The sequence below is a fragment of the Paenibacillus sp. J31R122 genome, assembly GCF_056269185.1.
In genome coordinates, this window is sequence record NZ_JBWDNM010000002.1 from 525,145 (window position 1) to 540,048 (window position 14,904).

At 39.2% G+C, this 14,904-nt stretch carries 20 protein-coding genes and 1 pseudogene; 3 read left to right on the plus strand and 18 right to left on the minus strand.

Annotation, left to right across the window (positions count from 1 at the left end):
• Window positions 1–26 precede the first annotated feature (26 nt).
• The 14 genes from AC0YN7_RS05465 to AC0YN7_RS05530 form a co-directional block, all read right to left on the minus strand.
• A complete protein-coding gene (locus AC0YN7_RS05465; protein WP_475808929.1) occupies window positions 27–455 on the minus strand; it encodes a hypothetical protein in 429 nt (142 codons plus the stop codon).
• A gap of 158 nt (window positions 456–613) precedes the next feature.
• Window positions 614–1,363: a phosphoribosylformimino-5-aminoimidazole carboxamide ribotide isomerase gene (gene hisA, locus AC0YN7_RS05470; protein ID WP_475808930.1), complete on the minus strand. Its 750-nt coding sequence runs from the start codon at window positions 1,361–1,363 to the stop codon at window positions 614–616.
• A gap of 75 nt (window positions 1,364–1,438) precedes the next feature.
• Window positions 1,439–1,891, minus strand: a complete 453-nt coding sequence (locus tag AC0YN7_RS05475; protein WP_475808931.1) for a hypothetical protein — start codon at window positions 1,889–1,891, stop codon at window positions 1,439–1,441.
• A 62-nt stretch (window positions 1,892–1,953) separates the two neighbouring features.
• Window positions 1,954–2,394, minus strand: a complete 441-nt coding sequence (locus AC0YN7_RS05480; RefSeq protein ID WP_475808932.1) for an HIT family protein — start codon at window positions 2,392–2,394, stop codon at window positions 1,954–1,956.
• Window positions 2,395–2,412: 18 nt separating this feature from the next.
• The gene (locus AC0YN7_RS05485; RefSeq protein ID WP_475808933.1) at window positions 2,413–2,946 is read right to left on the minus strand and encodes an NUDIX hydrolase; all 534 of its coding nucleotides are present in this window, start codon (window positions 2,944–2,946) and stop codon (window positions 2,413–2,415) included.
• A gap of 16 nt (window positions 2,947–2,962) precedes the next feature.
• Entirely contained in the window at window positions 2,963–3,475 is a 513-nt protein-coding gene (locus AC0YN7_RS05490) for a GNAT family N-acetyltransferase (RefSeq protein ID WP_475808934.1), read from the minus strand.
• A gap of 90 nt (window positions 3,476–3,565) precedes the next feature.
• Window positions 3,566–4,342, minus strand: a complete 777-nt coding sequence (gene fabI / locus AC0YN7_RS05495; RefSeq protein WP_475808935.1) for an enoyl-ACP reductase FabI — start codon at window positions 4,340–4,342, stop codon at window positions 3,566–3,568.
• A 27-nt stretch (window positions 4,343–4,369) separates the two neighbouring features.
• Entirely contained in the window at window positions 4,370–4,717 is a 348-nt protein-coding gene (locus AC0YN7_RS05500; RefSeq protein WP_475808936.1) for a hypothetical protein, read from the minus strand.
• Window positions 4,718–4,750: 33 nt separating this feature from the next.
• Entirely contained in the window at window positions 4,751–5,266 is a 516-nt protein-coding gene (locus tag AC0YN7_RS05505) for a GNAT family N-acetyltransferase (RefSeq protein ID WP_475808937.1), read from the minus strand.
• A 48-nt stretch (window positions 5,267–5,314) separates the two neighbouring features.
• Window positions 5,315–5,995, minus strand: coding sequence for an HAD family hydrolase (locus tag AC0YN7_RS05510; RefSeq protein ID WP_475808938.1), 681 nt, complete (start codon window positions 5,993–5,995; stop codon window positions 5,315–5,317).
• Window positions 5,996–6,294: 299 nt separating this feature from the next.
• Window positions 6,295–6,831, minus strand: a complete 537-nt coding sequence (gene pyrE / locus AC0YN7_RS05515) for an orotate phosphoribosyltransferase (RefSeq protein ID WP_475809122.1) — start codon at window positions 6,829–6,831, stop codon at window positions 6,295–6,297.
• Between the two features lie 51 nt (window positions 6,832–6,882).
• A complete protein-coding gene (locus tag AC0YN7_RS05520) occupies window positions 6,883–7,344 on the minus strand; it encodes a GNAT family N-acetyltransferase (protein WP_475808939.1) in 462 nt (153 codons plus the stop codon).
• Window positions 7,345–7,387: 43 nt separating this feature from the next.
• Window positions 7,388–7,867 carry an NUDIX hydrolase gene (locus AC0YN7_RS05525; protein WP_475808940.1) on the minus strand — a complete coding sequence of 160 codons (480 nt, stop codon included), beginning with the start codon at window positions 7,865–7,867 and terminating at the stop codon, window positions 7,388–7,390.
• Entirely contained in the window at window positions 7,864–8,406 is a 543-nt protein-coding gene (locus tag AC0YN7_RS05530; RefSeq protein ID WP_475808941.1) for a histidine phosphatase family protein, read from the minus strand. The genes AC0YN7_RS05525 and AC0YN7_RS05530 overlap by 4 nt, the downstream gene beginning before the upstream one ends.
• Before the next feature lie 115 nt (window positions 8,407–8,521).
• Between AC0YN7_RS05530 and AC0YN7_RS05535 the strand changes: the two genes are divergently transcribed.
• Both AC0YN7_RS05535 and AC0YN7_RS05540 read left to right on the plus strand, forming a co-directional pair.
• Window positions 8,522–8,791, plus strand: coding sequence for an excalibur calcium-binding domain-containing protein (locus AC0YN7_RS05535; RefSeq protein WP_475808942.1), 270 nt, complete (start codon window positions 8,522–8,524; stop codon window positions 8,789–8,791).
• A 100-nt stretch (window positions 8,792–8,891) separates the two neighbouring features.
• Window positions 8,892–10,004, plus strand: coding sequence for an SGNH/GDSL hydrolase family protein (locus AC0YN7_RS05540; RefSeq protein ID WP_475808943.1), 1,113 nt, complete (start codon window positions 8,892–8,894; stop codon window positions 10,002–10,004).
• A gap of 27 nt (window positions 10,005–10,031) precedes the next feature.
• Here the strand turns inward: AC0YN7_RS05540 and AC0YN7_RS05545 are convergent, their stop codons facing one another.
• A complete protein-coding gene (locus AC0YN7_RS05545) occupies window positions 10,032–10,562 on the minus strand; it encodes a hypothetical protein (RefSeq protein ID WP_475808944.1) in 531 nt (176 codons plus the stop codon).
• A 106-nt stretch (window positions 10,563–10,668) separates the two neighbouring features.
• On the opposite strand from AC0YN7_RS05545, the gene AC0YN7_RS05550 reads away from it, so the two are divergent.
• Window positions 10,669–11,829: a serine hydrolase domain-containing protein gene (locus tag AC0YN7_RS05550; protein ID WP_475808945.1), complete on the plus strand. Its 1,161-nt coding sequence runs from the start codon at window positions 10,669–10,671 to the stop codon at window positions 11,827–11,829.
• Between the two features lie 119 nt (window positions 11,830–11,948).
• Here the strand turns inward: AC0YN7_RS05550 and serS are convergent, their stop codons facing one another.
• The 3 genes and pseudogenes from serS to AC0YN7_RS05565 all read right to left on the minus strand — a co-directional run bounded on the left by serS (window position 11,949) and on the right by AC0YN7_RS05565 (window position 14,677).
• Entirely contained in the window at window positions 11,949–13,238 is a 1,290-nt protein-coding gene (gene serS, locus AC0YN7_RS05555; RefSeq protein ID WP_475808946.1) for a serine--tRNA ligase, read from the minus strand.
• Between the two features lie 282 nt (window positions 13,239–13,520).
• A complete protein-coding gene (locus AC0YN7_RS05560) occupies window positions 13,521–14,057 on the minus strand; it encodes a P-loop NTPase family protein (RefSeq protein ID WP_475808947.1) in 537 nt (178 codons plus the stop codon).
• Window positions 14,044–14,677: pseudogene (locus AC0YN7_RS05565) on the minus strand (alpha/beta fold hydrolase). The gene AC0YN7_RS05560 and the pseudogene AC0YN7_RS05565 overlap by 14 nt, the downstream one beginning before the upstream one ends.
• Window positions 14,678–14,904: the final 227 nt, after the last annotated feature.

Here is a 14,904-nt window from a genome sequence, read left to right on the forward strand (position 1 = left end):
ATAGGAACACATCCTCCTTTAATTGATTATGCTAACCACTTTTTATCCTCTGCCGCTTGAATTAGTCTATCAAATATATGATCTTCGTCCCATAGCACCTTAAAGCCCTGCATAACGACATCAATAGTTGCTGCTTCAAAGGGCTCCTTAACCCAAGCTGGGCCAACCACACCATAGCCAACCTCTAATCCATTTGAATATTCAACTCGTAATGAAGTAATGTTACCTCGATCCTGCCTCGTGATCTGCTCCAGCTGTTCTGCATTAAATTGTTTAATAATATTGTCAATCGTTTTGTCTATCTTGTCTGTCACGATAACAAAATCTAAATCCTCTGATTCTTCCGTAATTTCATCTTTAGCATTTAATCCTAATAATGCAACTCCATCTATGTAGGTCTGCGTGCCAGCCCAGCTTACAAATTCGATCAGCAGCTTATAATGCTCCGGTCTCATAACAGTCTCCTTCCAAATGCTTGTTCAGTATGGGCTTATAATTTTATTGTTTACATGAATCACTGTTCAACAAAGAATGGTTCGAAGAAAATCCTTCAAACCACCCTTGCTGTGAACCATTTATTGAAGAAACCTTTATGTATTCGATGGAATAATCTCTATTTTTTATATAGGTAAGATACAACTTGTTCATATGGTAGGTCCCCACCAAAAATATCAAGTGCACTCCCAATTGTTAAATCTAATTTGCCGTTTGATAGCTCGTGAAACTGATCCATATCTGCCAAAGACCTAGCCCCGCCTGCATAAGTAGTTGGAATGCTCACCCAATCCGCTAAAGCACTAACCAGACTTTGCTGAATACCCCGCTGCTTTCCTTCCACATCGACAGCGTGAACAAGAAACTCATCACAAAACTGCTCAAGATATTGAATATTTTCTTTATTCACTTCAAAATCACTGAACTGCTTCCATTGATTTGTTACGACAAACCATTTCCCGTCTTTTTCTTTGCAGCTAAGATCAATAACTAGTCGCTCTTTACCTACTTCAGCTACAATTTGAGAAAGATGCTCTTCGTTTAATTGTCCATCACGGAAAATATAAGACGTCACAATGACATGTGATGCACCTTTATTCAAATAATAGGATGCGTTCTCTGTCGTAATGCCTCCGCCAATTTGCAAGCCGCCTGGATACTGCTGCAGTGCTTTGATTGCAGCCTCTTCATTCCCGCTTCCAAGCATAATAACATGACCGCCAGTTAAACCATCCTTCTGAAATAATGATGCATAATACGTTGAATCATACGTTGAAACGAAGTTTTCAATAATATCGGTATTTAGTGTTTCTCCTACGATTTGCTTTACCTTACCATCGTGTAAATCTATGCAAGGTCTAAATTTCAAGATATTTCCTCTATTCTGTATTTTTCTTTGTATAAACAATCTTATAAGAAATTGAAAAAAATGCAACATGGTTGTTTAAACCCTTCTCCAACCGCCTTTTTTACTAATCTCAATTTGATGTTTTTCAGCCCAATTTAAAAGGTGTTTTTCTGACATGTCGATATTTTCAGCAAATTTGAAACATAAATGTGCTGGCACAATCCGCTTATTTTTAAGCTTTATGCCATATGTAGGTCTAAAGTATCCATCTATCATAATTTTGTCTATCTGTTCTAATTGGATCATCCGATCCTTTATTATAACTCCATTTTCTGTTAATGTAATGTCCATTGATTTTGAAAATAGAATTACTAACAAATAGATAACATAACATACACAAAATAATAAGATGGCTATAGCAAATGGAAAGATGAAACTGTGTACGATATCTTTTACAGACCATAATGTACGAGACATCAAAGCTGCATATAGAATGGTTACACATAATGATACGATTATGCTACTGGGCTTCTTAATTCGTAGTTTCATGCTCGAATCATCGTTGTCCAAGTGGCACCTGCCCTTCCAATTGTCCTTCGTTTATTCTAAATCTAAGGGTCCTGTAAAAGGTCAGGATGTTTCATTTCATTTATTATAAATTCCTTCGTTTCCTTTAATCTTGTATCTGCATGATGATCCAATATTGGTTCTGACCAAGCAAACCCGTCATTTGTATAGCGAGGTATGACATGCATATGGTAATGAATCAAATCATTAAAAAGTCCGCCATTCTGGCAAATGGTTATCCCATCCGGCTTGAAAAGCCTCTTAATGATTCGACTCATTTTCATTGATGCTTGCATAATCGCAGTTAATACTTCAGGTGTTAGATCCTCAAGCTCATAAAAATGCTGCTTAGACAAAATAATAATATGCCCTTCGTTAAATGGTGCAATATCCAGTACACAGCTAATATGCTCATCTTCAAAAACAACATTTGCATCAATAAGATGATTGGCAATTCTACATCCAAGGCAAGGATCCATCTCCATAAAGTTCGAGCATCTCCTTTATACAACGAAATACTTATTAAAGTACTGCTCCCTCATTACTTCGTTTGTTTCCATTGAAGGTGGTATTTGTGTTGATTTGAAATCTATCAATTCACCCTTACTGTAGACACAGTGATACTCATAGCAATTGGGATCATAGAGTATTGCCTCAAGTGTTTTTGGAATACTAAAAGCAACCCCTACATTATTCGGATTCATGATCCAATCGATTTTTTTCCAATCCAGTATGCCTTCGCTTGTCTTTATTGGAGTTATGTATTCAAAGCCCTCAGGCACTTCTGCAAAATACATGTACATCCCTCCGAAATTCGAACTATCGCTAGTCCAAGTCGTAAGCCCTTTGAAATGAACATCACAATCTTCTATGTTGGTTTCCTCATACAATTCTCGAATCATCGAATCTCGGGGAGACTCCGACTTCTCGATTTTACCGCCTACACCATTCCAACAGCCCATCCAGCTAGGATTTTCTCGGTTTAGTAATAAAACCTCTTGTCCTCTCTTAATAAAGCAAATATTATATGTAATCATGTTATGTTCTCCTATGTCAAAAATTGAGTTCCTTAATAAAATACAAATTCAGATCATCATCCACACATACCATCGCACCTGGAGCAACCGGTTCGTTATTGTACATGACCCCGTTACCGTCAAGAATGTAGCCCCTTCGGCAATAAATCCTTTGAGCATTTCCGTAATCCTTATATAAGCCAACTCCGATACCGATTTGAGAACAGGTTTTCGATGCAATAGATTCAAATTGCTCGATTAACTTATTAGCAACGCCTTGTCTCTGGTATGGACTAAACACATTCAAATCATTGATTTCAGGAATCTGCCGTTCATTAAAGTAAGGATAATCTGATTTATACTTCAGATGAGAGCAACCAACTAATATATTGTCGATGTAGGCGAGTAATGTCACACGCTCACCAGTCTCATTTTCTTTCAAACATTTTGAATAATACTCATCGGGACGATGAATCTGATGCTCGGCAAAAGCAGCCTTCCAATCATCAGCCAGCTGTTGCGAGGTTAACTGTTTAATGTCTATTTGCATTGGACTCTCCTATAATTCGTGTTCTTAAAAAAAAATCCACCTATACGCATACAGGTGGTGATTTCTTTGTCTTTTCCAATAGTGGAACATTTACAATGCTAAAATGTGATAACCAGCATCCACATGAAGCGTTTCTCCCGTAATCCCTCTAGCTAGGTTGCTTAATAAAAACATGGTCGCATCACCGACTTCATCTTGATCAATATTCCTTCTAAGCGGCGCTCTATCATCAATGGTTGACATAATATCATTAAAGCCGGAAACTCCTTTTGCTGCTAATGTACGTATCGGCCCTGCCGATACCGCATTTACTCTTATTCCGTGCTTTCCAAGATCCTCTGCCAAATATTTGACGCTAGCTTCTAATGCTGCTTTCGCTACCCCCATTACATTGTAATTTTTCACTACTCGTTCTGCGCCAATATAAGTTTGAGTAACAATGCTGCCGCCATCAGTCATTAATCGCTTCGCCTCCCGAGCAACAGCTACCAATGAATATGAGCTTGAATTTTGAGCAATTAAGTAGCCCTCTCTTGTTGTATCCAGGTATTCACCCTGCAGCTCATCCTTATCAGCGAAAGCAACGGAATGAACAAGACCATGGATTGTACCCGTGGCAGCTTCAATCTCTTTAAAAGCAGCGATTACACTTTCATCATCTGATACATCACAGGATACAGTCTGTAAAGCCTCCATTTGATGATCTAGCAGCAATTTCTGCAGCTTTCCTAACGATCTTTCTTTGCGGTACGTAAAGATAAGCTTTGCACCTTGGCTATGAAGGGATTTTGCTACTCCCCAGGCAATACTTCTTTCATTTGCGACACCCATTACGACGATTACTTTATTTTGCATGATGTTAGACATAGTTGTTCCTCCTAATAACTTATAAATTTAAAACTTGATTTGTTGCACTTGTGTTTTTAATCGATCATATACACTTCTTGCTGCTCCGCGATTGTCTGGAGTTAAGCTGATATCCATTCTTCCCGCGATATACGACACCTTGTGATTCACAGTCATATGGTCTGTATCAATATGATGCTGAAAGGTTTCATCCGCCAAACCAGCTATACATCGCTCGATTTGCTGGGCTGCCCACGATTGATGGCCATCACCGCGACTCTTTAATCTTTTCAGCAAAAGTTCCTTATATACATAGGAGTTTTCTATTCTTCTGTGCAGCTCGAAGGCAGTTTGCGTTTTCTCCGCTCCAAACGCACCATTTATCCATATTATCATTTCTAACACCTCTATGCGAAGTCTTGAATAACTTTAATTCTTTTCATAAAGGTTTGCGCTATAATGGTCCCATTTCTTCCCTCTTACAAGTCGATAACCCCTGCTTTGATAATATTGATTCAATCGAAGATTGTCCGCCATACAATCAAGCCTTATCTTCTTCCCTTTCAGCCTGATATGATTCTCTGCCCAATCCATAAGCAGTTTACCGATTCCACTGCCTGTATGTTTTCTACTCACAGCAAATCGATGGATATAACCCGACTCAAGATCATTCAATTCATCCCATATAAATGGGTCTGTCCAAGAAATCAACAGAGTGCCAACTACCTCGACATCAAGTCTCGCGAGATAGATATTCGCACCATTATCTAGCCATTCCTCGATTTGCTCTATTTTAAAATAATTAGGATCCCATTGTTTTATTCCCTTTGACTGAAGCCATTCCGCCGATCTGCGCCATAAATCCAATATAGTTGGACCATCTTCAATGGAAGCAGCTTGAATGTCCAGCACTACGTTCCCATCTACAGGATTCAATATTTCCACCCCATTATTCGATCTTTACAATTATATTAATACCTTAAATAGTAGCGTTCATTCCTGCTTGCCAAAAAGTTCTCTTACTAACTGTTTTGTATTGTTCAACTTTGGAAATTCACTTTCGATATAAGTATTAAACCATGTTGCATGATAAACACTCATACCTACATCATGTGCGCCTGTCAGCTCATTAGAACCCCCATCACCAACAAATGCAACTTCTTCTGGATTTACGCCTAACCTTTCACAAGCTAATAAATAGATCTGTTTATCTGGTTTTGCCAAACCTACATCATAAGAAAAAATTACATCTTCAAAGTATGAAGAAAGATTACTATCACTCCAGCTCCGAACTTCCTCTTCCGTACAATTGCTTATAAGCCCGATTTTAACATTCTTCGCTCGAATAACCTCTAATAAATTGATAACATCTTCATTCCTAGTTAGAAGAGGCATTTGCTTCTCTTTTAAGCGTTCCTGATACAAATGATCGATCGATGCTTTATTGAATGGCAGTTCCTTACTGGCCAAGATCTCCTCAACCACTTTATGGTAGCTTTTCAATTCACCTGTCATTCTTCTCTGCTGTCTTCGTCCAAATTCCCTCTTAAAATCCTCATTAGTGAGTCCCAACAATTCCATGTAGTTATAGGATCGCTTTGCAAGCCTCTCTCCATTACCAAACTCAGTTATTAGTGTTTCAAATAAGTCGAATATAACAGCTTTGGTTTCCATGAGAACACCCTCTCATATATCATCTCTACTATCGGAGTCACATGAAAATCATTCGAATACGCAAGGTCAAACCATTTTAATCCTAAAGAGTCTTGTTAGCATCTCTGTTTTTGAGATCATTTTCAACTGCTTTTTCAACGGCTTCTTTAACATAGTCCCTTTTCGGCAGCTTGTGGTTAATATTTACCAAGAGCGCAATGACTATAAGTAGTAATATAATTATTATTACGCTTGTCATTTAAGAGATCCCTGCTTTCCATAGAGGTTCGTATTCATATGGCTCCGTTTTCGATAAATGATTAGACGGAGGCGCTTCCCGCTTCTAGTAGCTCATCCATCGTAAATAGAGCATGGACTCTTAGGCCTATCTCCTCTAATTTCCGTCTACCTTCTGGATCACGTTCAATGACGCATACTACGTCTTCAACAATTGCTCCTGCCGCACGTAAATCATTGGTACTCAAAATTACTTGTCCGCCTGTTGTAATTACATCTTCAATTACAACAACCTTCTTACCGGCTATGCTTGTTCCCTCCGCAAGCTTGCATGTACCATACTCCTTCGCTTTCTTTCGCACAAAAGCGGATGAAATATTAGTTTTGAGTGATAATGCTGTTGCAATCGGTACACCGCCCATCTCAAGACCAGCAAGGACATTTGTTCCAACAGGTACTAGATGTGCCAATTGTTCTGCAATCCGGTCTAATAATTGGGGATTGGATTCAAATAAATATTTATCAAAATACTCATTTGAAACTTGACCAGACCTCAATGTAAATGTTCCCGTTAAATGAGCGATTTCAAAGATGTCTTTAGCTAGTTTCTTTTTCATAATGTCACTCCTTGAATTGTTATAAGCTAAATCGTAATATTAAGTTTCTCGTTATTAATAAAGTTGTTTCTCATAGCAAACGCTGGATTCACTGTTTACATACTCGCCAAATCTCTCAATTGGATAATAACCATGTTTTCTATAAAACCGTAAAGCCTCAGGCTGTGGTTCTCCTGCTTCTAATTTTATCGCTTTAAAATGTAAGTTTCTTGCTCGCTTTTCAAGCTCATCCAAAATCAATTTTGCAATTCCTTTATTACGATAAGCTTCTTCTACAAAAAACCTCTTTAACTCTGTCTCATTTTCATCCAGAGCTCTAATCGCACCGCAGCCTATCGGAACCTTATTTTGATAAGCCATGACAAACACAACCTCATTCACATTAGGATCAGTAAAGTCCAAACCGAATATGTCTTCTACTGGATATCTATCTAACAAATAAGCATCCAGCTTTTCGATTAGAACCGCTAAGTCTTTGCTGTCAGAGGGTACTTGCACTATATTTATTTCTTCCATACTTGATCTGATCCCCAATCTTTAGGCACTAAGCAGAAATGATTTATCTAACGCTCTTATTTATAATGTGTTTCATACCCATGTCTAAATCTAATACTCTCAATTCAGCCATAACAAATTCAGGCACTATATTATAATCTTTAAGCAATTCGAAAGGAATCCATCTGTTCACAAACCCTTCCTCCGCTCCAATAAATTCATTTTCATGTAAAAAGATCGTATGGTCAACTGACAAATCAACATAGAAAAACATTCCAATCTCATGTACCTTTTTATCTGGGAAATGAATAAAGTTTTCTACCATCCAAACTAGCTTCTTCTTTATTATTTCCACTCCAAATTCTTCAATCATCTCGCGATCAACAGTTCCAGCAGCTGTTTCACCAAACTCTACACGCCCACCTGGAATAAACCATACCAGGCTATCAATAGCCCTTTGTAATAAGATTCGATTATTATGTATAACAATACTCGCTGCTCGATATTGAAATTTATTAGGTCCTGTTTCAAATGAAATCATCATCTAGCCCAAATCCTCTTCATAATCAAATGATCATCCGTTTTTTCTAAGCAATAGACATCTGGGTTAGAAAGGTTTTTCCAACCATCAAATCCAAATTCATTATTATAATGTGTAATCAATAATGATAACAACGCCCCATGAGTTACAACAACAATGGAGCTTTCCGGTCTAGCTAACAACTCCTCAATGACTTCCATCCCTCTAAATAAGGCATCGTTTGACGATTCTCCGCCTTCAAACTTTAAATCATAGTCGATATATGTTCGTTCAAGCTCTTCTAACCAATTATCCAGCTGAATACTACTCAGTATCCTCTCTTGCAAGCGTTTGTCTATCTGGATTTCTTTATGAATTCTGTCACTTAGCGGTTTAATCGTGTTAATCGCTCTCACAAACGGACTAGATACTAAGAATTCTATTTGCTTATCCTTAAAAAATTCTACTAGATCTTCCGCTTGTTGTATTCCTTCATCGGTCAACTCGGCATTAGCTTCTTGACCGAAAGCCTTGCAATGTCTCACTAAATACAACCACTTCATATCTTAGTCCTCCCTAATCACCAAATATGCTCTTCAATCCAAATTTGGTATTGTTTATAAATAGTGCTAGGATTATGATCATTAAAAGAGTAAATTTACCGAAAGGAATGTCTTCATGAAGAAAATAGCTTTATATGCATTATCATGTGTTCTAGTTATCGGAATCACAATTACATCTACACAAGTAGTAGACGCAAGTACGAAGACTAAAACGTATAAAAACTGTACGGAATTAAATAAAGTATATAAAGGTGGGGTTGCCCGTACTTCAACTGCGAAAAACAAAGGTGGAAAAACCAAGTACAAACCTTTTGTTTCAAAAGAAATCTATGACGCTAATAAAAAAAGCGATCGTGATAATGACTTGATTGCTTGTGAACGTTAACGTCCATTATCACATTGCAAGTTATTTCGCTGAATATATTTTACCATAATTCCCCTTTACAACGCATGCTTACCATACTTTTTATAGGAGATGAAAGCTAATGTCAGATCAACTTAAATCAGTCAATGCTATTGAACTGGATCCAAATATGACCATTGAGGATAGAATAGATGATTCTCTAAAATGGTTATCGCCGCTTGAAGCGCCTTTTCATATTGCTGGTTTCGCTTGGCTAGAACAAGAAAAGAAATACCGTCGCCTTCCTTCCTCGCCTAAAGACATTCTACCTCCCGAAGTCGATGCGCTTGCAAATTGTACCGCAGGAGGGCAAATCCGATTTATTACAAACACCTCACAACTGTCGATAAGAGTTAAGCTTACAGGATCGGCTAATATGTATCATATGCCAGCAACAGGACAATGCGGGTTCGATTGTTATCTGGGAGAGCCTGGAACTCAAAGCTTCATTGGGACTACCAGCTTTGATCACACAAAATCCGAATATGAAGCCACTTTATACAAATTTACAACTAAACGTGAGTTTTGCGTCACATTAAACTTTCCATTGTACCAGGGGGTTGAAGAGGTATTAATTGGTATAGATACAGATGCTCAGATCAGTTCAGCTCCTGAATATGCAAGCAATAAACCGGTTGTTATCTATGGAACATCGATTACACAAGGCGGCTGTGCAACAAGACCAGGAATGGCATATCCGAATATTTTAAGCCGTACCATCCCGCTTGAATTTATTAATCTTGGTTTTTCTGGAAACGGAAGAGGCGAAGCAGGGGTTGCTCGAACGATTGCTGATATACCGAATCCTGCACTCCTTGTTCTAGATTATGAAGCAAATTCAGGAACAGTTGAGGAATTAGCAGGTACACTACCGCCATTTATCCGAATTCTTCGCGAGCGTCACCCATTCGTTCCGATTTTAGTTATTTCTAATATACAATATGCGGATATCCGTTTTAACGAAGTTAAAGAGAAATATCATGAAGATAAAAGAGAAATTCAGAGATCTACTGTGGAAAGGTTGAAAAGTGAAGGAGATTCCAACATCCATTTCCTCGATGGTTATATATTGCTTGGTGATGAAGATGCTGAGGAATGTACAGTAGACGGCGTTCACCCGACAGATCTTGGCTTCAAAAGAATGGCTCAATCGCTTGAGCCCATTTTTAGAGAGCTGCTAACCGATGTTTTATAATTTCACAACATGATTAACTTTACGGAGTCAGCCAATATAGCCAATAAGATCATCGATATTTTTCTTAGCTCTATTATTTAACGATTTCTTGTCCCTCAAATCTAACAGATGTAATTCATGTCCAGGGTCAGTCACTAAAGGTTTAGAAATGATATCTTCGAGTATTCGTAGGGTAGCTTGATAAGAGCGATATAATAAATCATTTGTCATGATTTCTTTTGAAGACTTTATTAGACTAATCATACTTTCTGCGTACATTAATTTTACGATACTATCTGAACCCATAATATGCTGTGACACAAATGAAATAACATTTTCGAGAATTAAGCTGTCTTTATAATATTTAGCAACAGAATCCAGTTGAGAAACTGCATTCCAGTTCATTATGGATAACTCCGAACTGATTTCGTTAATCATTTCTTTATACCATTCTACTTCATGCTCATTTGCAACTTGATATGTCTTGTATTTTTCCAAGTTTCCTTCACGATGCATTTGAAAAAAGCTACCACTATAGTTGAAAAATAGTTCTTTAGCTAGTTGTATTTGATCATCCATTTTATCACCACATTCATTTAATTTTACGATTTCTTCATTATACACTTGCTGTAGAGTTACTCAAAAAAATCAACGAAAGTATTCTCGAATAAATAGGAGATGACTTATGAAACTTAGGGAAGGCACACCGGAAGAAGCAGGAATGTCCTCGCAAAAGATAGTTCGCATGGAAAAGTTGGTACAAGGATGGGCTAATGATAAAGTATCACAAGCCTTTGTCATCGTTGTAGCTCGTAAAGGTATTATCGTTAGCCATAAAGCCTACGGTACCTCCTGCCCAAACGCAGAAGATGTACCGCTATCGATAAATACGATTTTCCCGCTCGCGTCGATTTCGAAACCGATTACGGCTACAGCGGCCATGATATTGGTTGAACATGGATTGCTCTGCTTAAGCTTTCCAGTGTCGCACTACATCCCGGAATTTGTAGGAGAAGACAAACATAAAGTTCTTATTCATCATCTGATGACGCATACTTCCGGCCTCCGAAATATGGATGTCACCGAACATTCCAAAAAGAAGGAAGGGCTGATCGACATCCCTCCGGCAGACAAAACCCAGCACCCTGCCATACACCGGAGTTTGTTTCTCGGCTACGACGCGCCATTATGGAAGCCTCCCGGAACAGAGATGTCGTATTGCGGCTATGGAGTTGAGCTTCTTGGTGAAATTGTTCGAAGAATAAGCGGTCAATCGCTTGAAGAGTTTTGCAGTGAAAACATATTCAACCCAATGGAAATGAACGATACGTACTTTTACGTTCCAGAATCGCTACATAGCAAGGTTATCAAGAGGTCAGAGGATTTACCGGGAGGGAACTGGTATCATACATCGGAAGCTCTGACGCGGCCATCAGCGGCAGGTGGTGCATATTCCACCGCTCTTGACATTGCCAAATTCGGACAATTGTTTCTGAACAAGGGCAAATATGGAGAGGAGCGGGTTTTGAGCTCAGCAGCCGTCATTGAAATGACACGAGACCAGATTCCACATGTATCGTCTACATATGGTTCACAAGTTTTTATCGATGCCTCTTATGGTTATTGCTGGCCGGTTAACGGTAACAAAAAAGATAGTGGTGACTTGTTTTCACCCAAAGCTCTTGTTTGCGGTGGAGCGGGCGGAGTCAATATTACGGTCGACCCGCACTATGAAACTGTCCAGGTTATCTTTTCCGTGGAAAGCAGCAGAAATGATGGGCACGATGTTTGGTTCCCTTGTATGAATTTATTCAATAATGCCGTTATAGCCGCTATCGAGGATTGAAGCAATTATCCATAAAATCTCTATCCTCTTTATTCTATAAGTTCTTATACGACCCTGAAACCAAATCATGCGGTAAGCAGATACCTTAGTGCCGCTGCTTACCGCATTTCTTAACAGTCTTATTTATTTACTCCAATAACCAATCGCTGCAAGCCATTCATATAACGCTGAAGTGCCGTCGGTATACGAATTGAACCGTCTTCCTCCTGATGATTTTCAATGAGTGGAATGAGGATGCGCGGACTGGCCACTGCAGTGTTGTTGAGCGTATGACAAAAGCTTAACGCGCCGTCCTCGGCTCGATAGCGTATATTCGAGCGGCGTGCTTGAAAATCATGCAGGTTCGACGACGAATGCGTTTCCCCATATGCTTGTCGGCTCGGCATCCATGTTTCGATATCGTATTGCTTATATGTTTTTTGCGACATATCGCCTGAGCAAACCGCCATGACTCTATAAGGCAGCTCCAGAGATTGAAGCAGCTCCTCGGCATTTTCCGTAATTTCCTGCAGCAGCGACTCCGACAACTCAGGATCAGCTCTGCATAAAATGACTTGTTCAACCTTTGCAAACTGGTGCACACGATATAGTCCATGAACATCTCTGCCTGCCGAGCCAACCTCGCTGCGGAAACATAACGATGCAGCAGCCAGTTTGATTGGATATTCTATCTCCACAATCTCGCCCGCGTAATAGGTCACCAACGGCACCTCTGAAGTGCCAACCAGCCACTTATCATTTCCATCAACACGGTAAGTTTGATCTTCGCCGAGCGGAAAAAAACCGGTATGGCTCATCGCGTCGGTACGGACCATCAATGGCACATCCATCAATTTGAAACCCTTTTGCAGAAGTAAATCTATAGCAAGCTGCTGCACAGCACGATGGAGCAGCACTCCTGCTCCCTTCAAGTAATAATTCCGGCTGCCAGCTGCCTTAACGCCTCGCTGTGTATCAATCATATCATGAAGCTCGCCAAGCGCCATATGATCTTTCGGCTCGAATGGGAAGATAGGGGCTTCTCCTATCCTTCTAATCTCCACATTGTCTGCATCCGACCGGCCATCCGGAGTATCCGGTGATACGATATTGGGAACCAAGGCTAGCAGTGTAGCTGCATTCCTTTCGGCTTTTGCCAGTTCCGTTTCCAAAATGTTTAGCTCTTCATTCGTTTCCTTTACCCTTTGCTTCGTTTGCTCCGCCTCAAGCTGAGCACCTTGCCTAACCAGCGTACCAATATGAAACGAAAGCTTGTTTCGAACTTCTCGCAAAGCTTCAACCTTTTGCAGCAATAGGCGCTTCTTCTCGTCCCATAACAGCAGTTCAGCAACGGAAATTTTTATCCCCTTCTGATTCGCTACTGTCTGTACTTGCTCCTGATTTTTCCTTATCCATTTCATGTCCAACATGTCACCGCGCTCCTTTTCGTTAGAAAAACACAAAAAACGCCCTCATCCCTATGGGACGAGGAGCGTTTTTTACTCGCGGTGCCACCCAAATTGACCAAACAGACGAGCTGTTCAATCCTCTTTGTTCCGCGATAACGGGCGGGCCCGGTAAACTTAGGGGGAAGGTGCTTCCTCCCCTTGACGAGAACGCCTCCGAGTTGGATTCTCTTCACTGGCGTGTTCCGATTATTAATTTTGAAGTATTATAACATATTATTCGAAAGGAACACAAGTTGTTTGAGGTTATTTAGATTGATAGTCTATTTCATCTTCTTGAGCTGCTTTGTAAAGTACTTCCTTATTGCTTTTCACTATTATCAATTTTTGCTTGTGTAATTCTAGTATTTCTAATATCAACTTCTTATTACTTTTATCAAACTTGTAGTTCCATTGCAACATTTTAATCAGACCTGTTAAGGTTTGTTTGTAGTGTGATTTCTCAAACCCCAATCGCTGTTTAATAAATCTACTAATAATCTTAATTGCTCTTACTAATGGCTTAGGAGTTAAAAATATAATTACATCTGCCTCTTCAAAACTTCGAGCCACCCATTTATAATAAATTCCCTCAATGATCCACTGTTTTTTATTGATAATCTCTGTAAGTAATTTATCTCGAGTCTCAGGTGAGTTCTTTCCACCAAACTCTACTGAACCACTCCACATTACGCTGTCTAATTCAAAATAAGGAATAATCAGTTGTTTTGAAAGACTTCTAGCTAAATACGTCTTCCCGCTCCCTGTTGACCCGATAATATGAATTTTCTTATGCTTCATCATTTTCGGTAATCGAATCTTCAACAAGTTTATTAAAGAGATCTGGTTTCGCTAAAGAGATTCCATGACCAATTTTAGGAATAATAATTCCTTTAGCGCTTGAATTAGAATTCAAAATATCAGTAAAAGATTTTTTCATCATGCTTTTTTCCTTTTCTCCAACCGTCATCAGTATCTGACCGCTCGCATTTCTGAAATTTCCCGGTATTTGATATGACATATTTTCTTCCATAATTTGAATGAACGTTGCTTCTTTAAGTAGTAGACTCTCCTTGTAATAAATCTCAAAATATTCTTCATCTATGTACATAGTCTATTAAATCCGGCTTTTTACTAAGCATCGTAATTAAGATTTGGACACCTAACGAGAACCCAATAACAACAATCTGCTTTCCCTTGCCTTTTTCCTCAATGAGTTCAATGATCTTCTCTGCAGTCCCACGTATTGAAAATGGAGTGTCATTACTGTTCATACCTAGTTGCAGCAAATCAGGAACTAAACAATGGTAATTAGTAAAAAACTGAACTTGCCTATCCCACATCCAACCACTTACTCCTCCACCATGCAAAAAAACCATAAGAGATGCGTTCCTATCTCCGCATTCTTTATAATGCATAGCTATAATTCCCCCTTTTCAGCCCAGCTTTGAAAAAACACGATCAAGTTCATTAAGTCCCTTACCAAGGCAACTCTCCAGCCATTGGCTGCACATATTGAGGACCCCAGTAACTCCTGTCTCAAGCATATCGTATAACCGAATTTTAATCTTCCATATTTTCCTACATGAGTTATTACTGTTGTCTATCTAAAAAAGCGGCTGCCTAAGCAACCGCTTTTCCGTAACCATTA

Bases quoted from the DNA above. Each gene is read 5' to 3' on its own strand.
- AC0YN7_RS05465 (WP_475808929.1), bottom strand. From the start codon at position 455: ATGAGACCGGAGCATTATAAGCTGCTGATCGAATTTGTAAGCTGGGCT.
- AC0YN7_RS05475 (WP_475808931.1), bottom strand. From the start codon at position 1,891: ATGAAACTACGAATTAAGAAGCCCAGTAGCATAATCGTATCATTATGT.
- AC0YN7_RS05480 (WP_475808932.1), bottom strand. From the start codon at position 2,394: ATGGAGATGGATCCTTGCCTTGGATGTAGAATTGCCAATCATCTTATT.
- AC0YN7_RS05485 (WP_475808933.1), bottom strand. From the start codon at position 2,946: ATGATTACATATAATATTTGCTTTATTAAGAGAGGACAAGAGGTTTTA.
- AC0YN7_RS05490 (WP_475808934.1), bottom strand. From the start codon at position 3,475: ATGCAAATAGACATTAAACAGTTAACCTCGCAACAGCTGGCTGATGAT.
- fabI (WP_475808935.1), bottom strand. From the start codon at position 4,342: ATGTCTAACATCATGCAAAATAAAGTAATCGTCGTAATGGGTGTCGCA.
- AC0YN7_RS05500 (WP_475808936.1), bottom strand. From the start codon at position 4,717: ATGATAATATGGATAAATGGTGCGTTTGGAGCGGAGAAAACGCAAACT.
- AC0YN7_RS05510 (WP_475808938.1), bottom strand. From the start codon at position 5,995: ATGGAAACCAAAGCTGTTATATTCGACTTATTTGAAACACTAATAACT.
- AC0YN7_RS05520 (WP_475808939.1), bottom strand. From the start codon at position 7,344: ATGGAAGAAATAAATATAGTGCAAGTACCCTCTGACAGCAAAGACTTA.
- AC0YN7_RS05525 (WP_475808940.1), bottom strand. From the start codon at position 7,867: ATGATGATTTCATTTGAAACAGGACCTAATAAATTTCAATATCGAGCA.
- AC0YN7_RS05530 (WP_475808941.1), bottom strand. From the start codon at position 8,406: ATGAAGTGGTTGTATTTAGTGAGACATTGCAAGGCTTTCGGTCAAGAA.
- AC0YN7_RS05535 (WP_475808942.1), top strand. From the start codon at position 8,522: ATGAAGAAAATAGCTTTATATGCATTATCATGTGTTCTAGTTATCGGA.
- AC0YN7_RS05540 (WP_475808943.1), top strand. From the start codon at position 8,892: ATGTCAGATCAACTTAAATCAGTCAATGCTATTGAACTGGATCCAAAT.
- AC0YN7_RS05545 (WP_475808944.1), bottom strand. From the start codon at position 10,562: ATGGATGATCAAATACAACTAGCTAAAGAACTATTTTTCAACTATAGT.
- AC0YN7_RS05550 (WP_475808945.1), top strand. From the start codon at position 10,669: ATGAAACTTAGGGAAGGCACACCGGAAGAAGCAGGAATGTCCTCGCAA.
- serS (WP_475808946.1), bottom strand. From the start codon at position 13,238: ATGTTGGACATGAAATGGATAAGGAAAAATCAGGAGCAAGTACAGACA.
- AC0YN7_RS05560 (WP_475808947.1), bottom strand. From the start codon at position 14,057: ATGATGAAGCATAAGAAAATTCATATTATCGGGTCAACAGGGAGCGGG.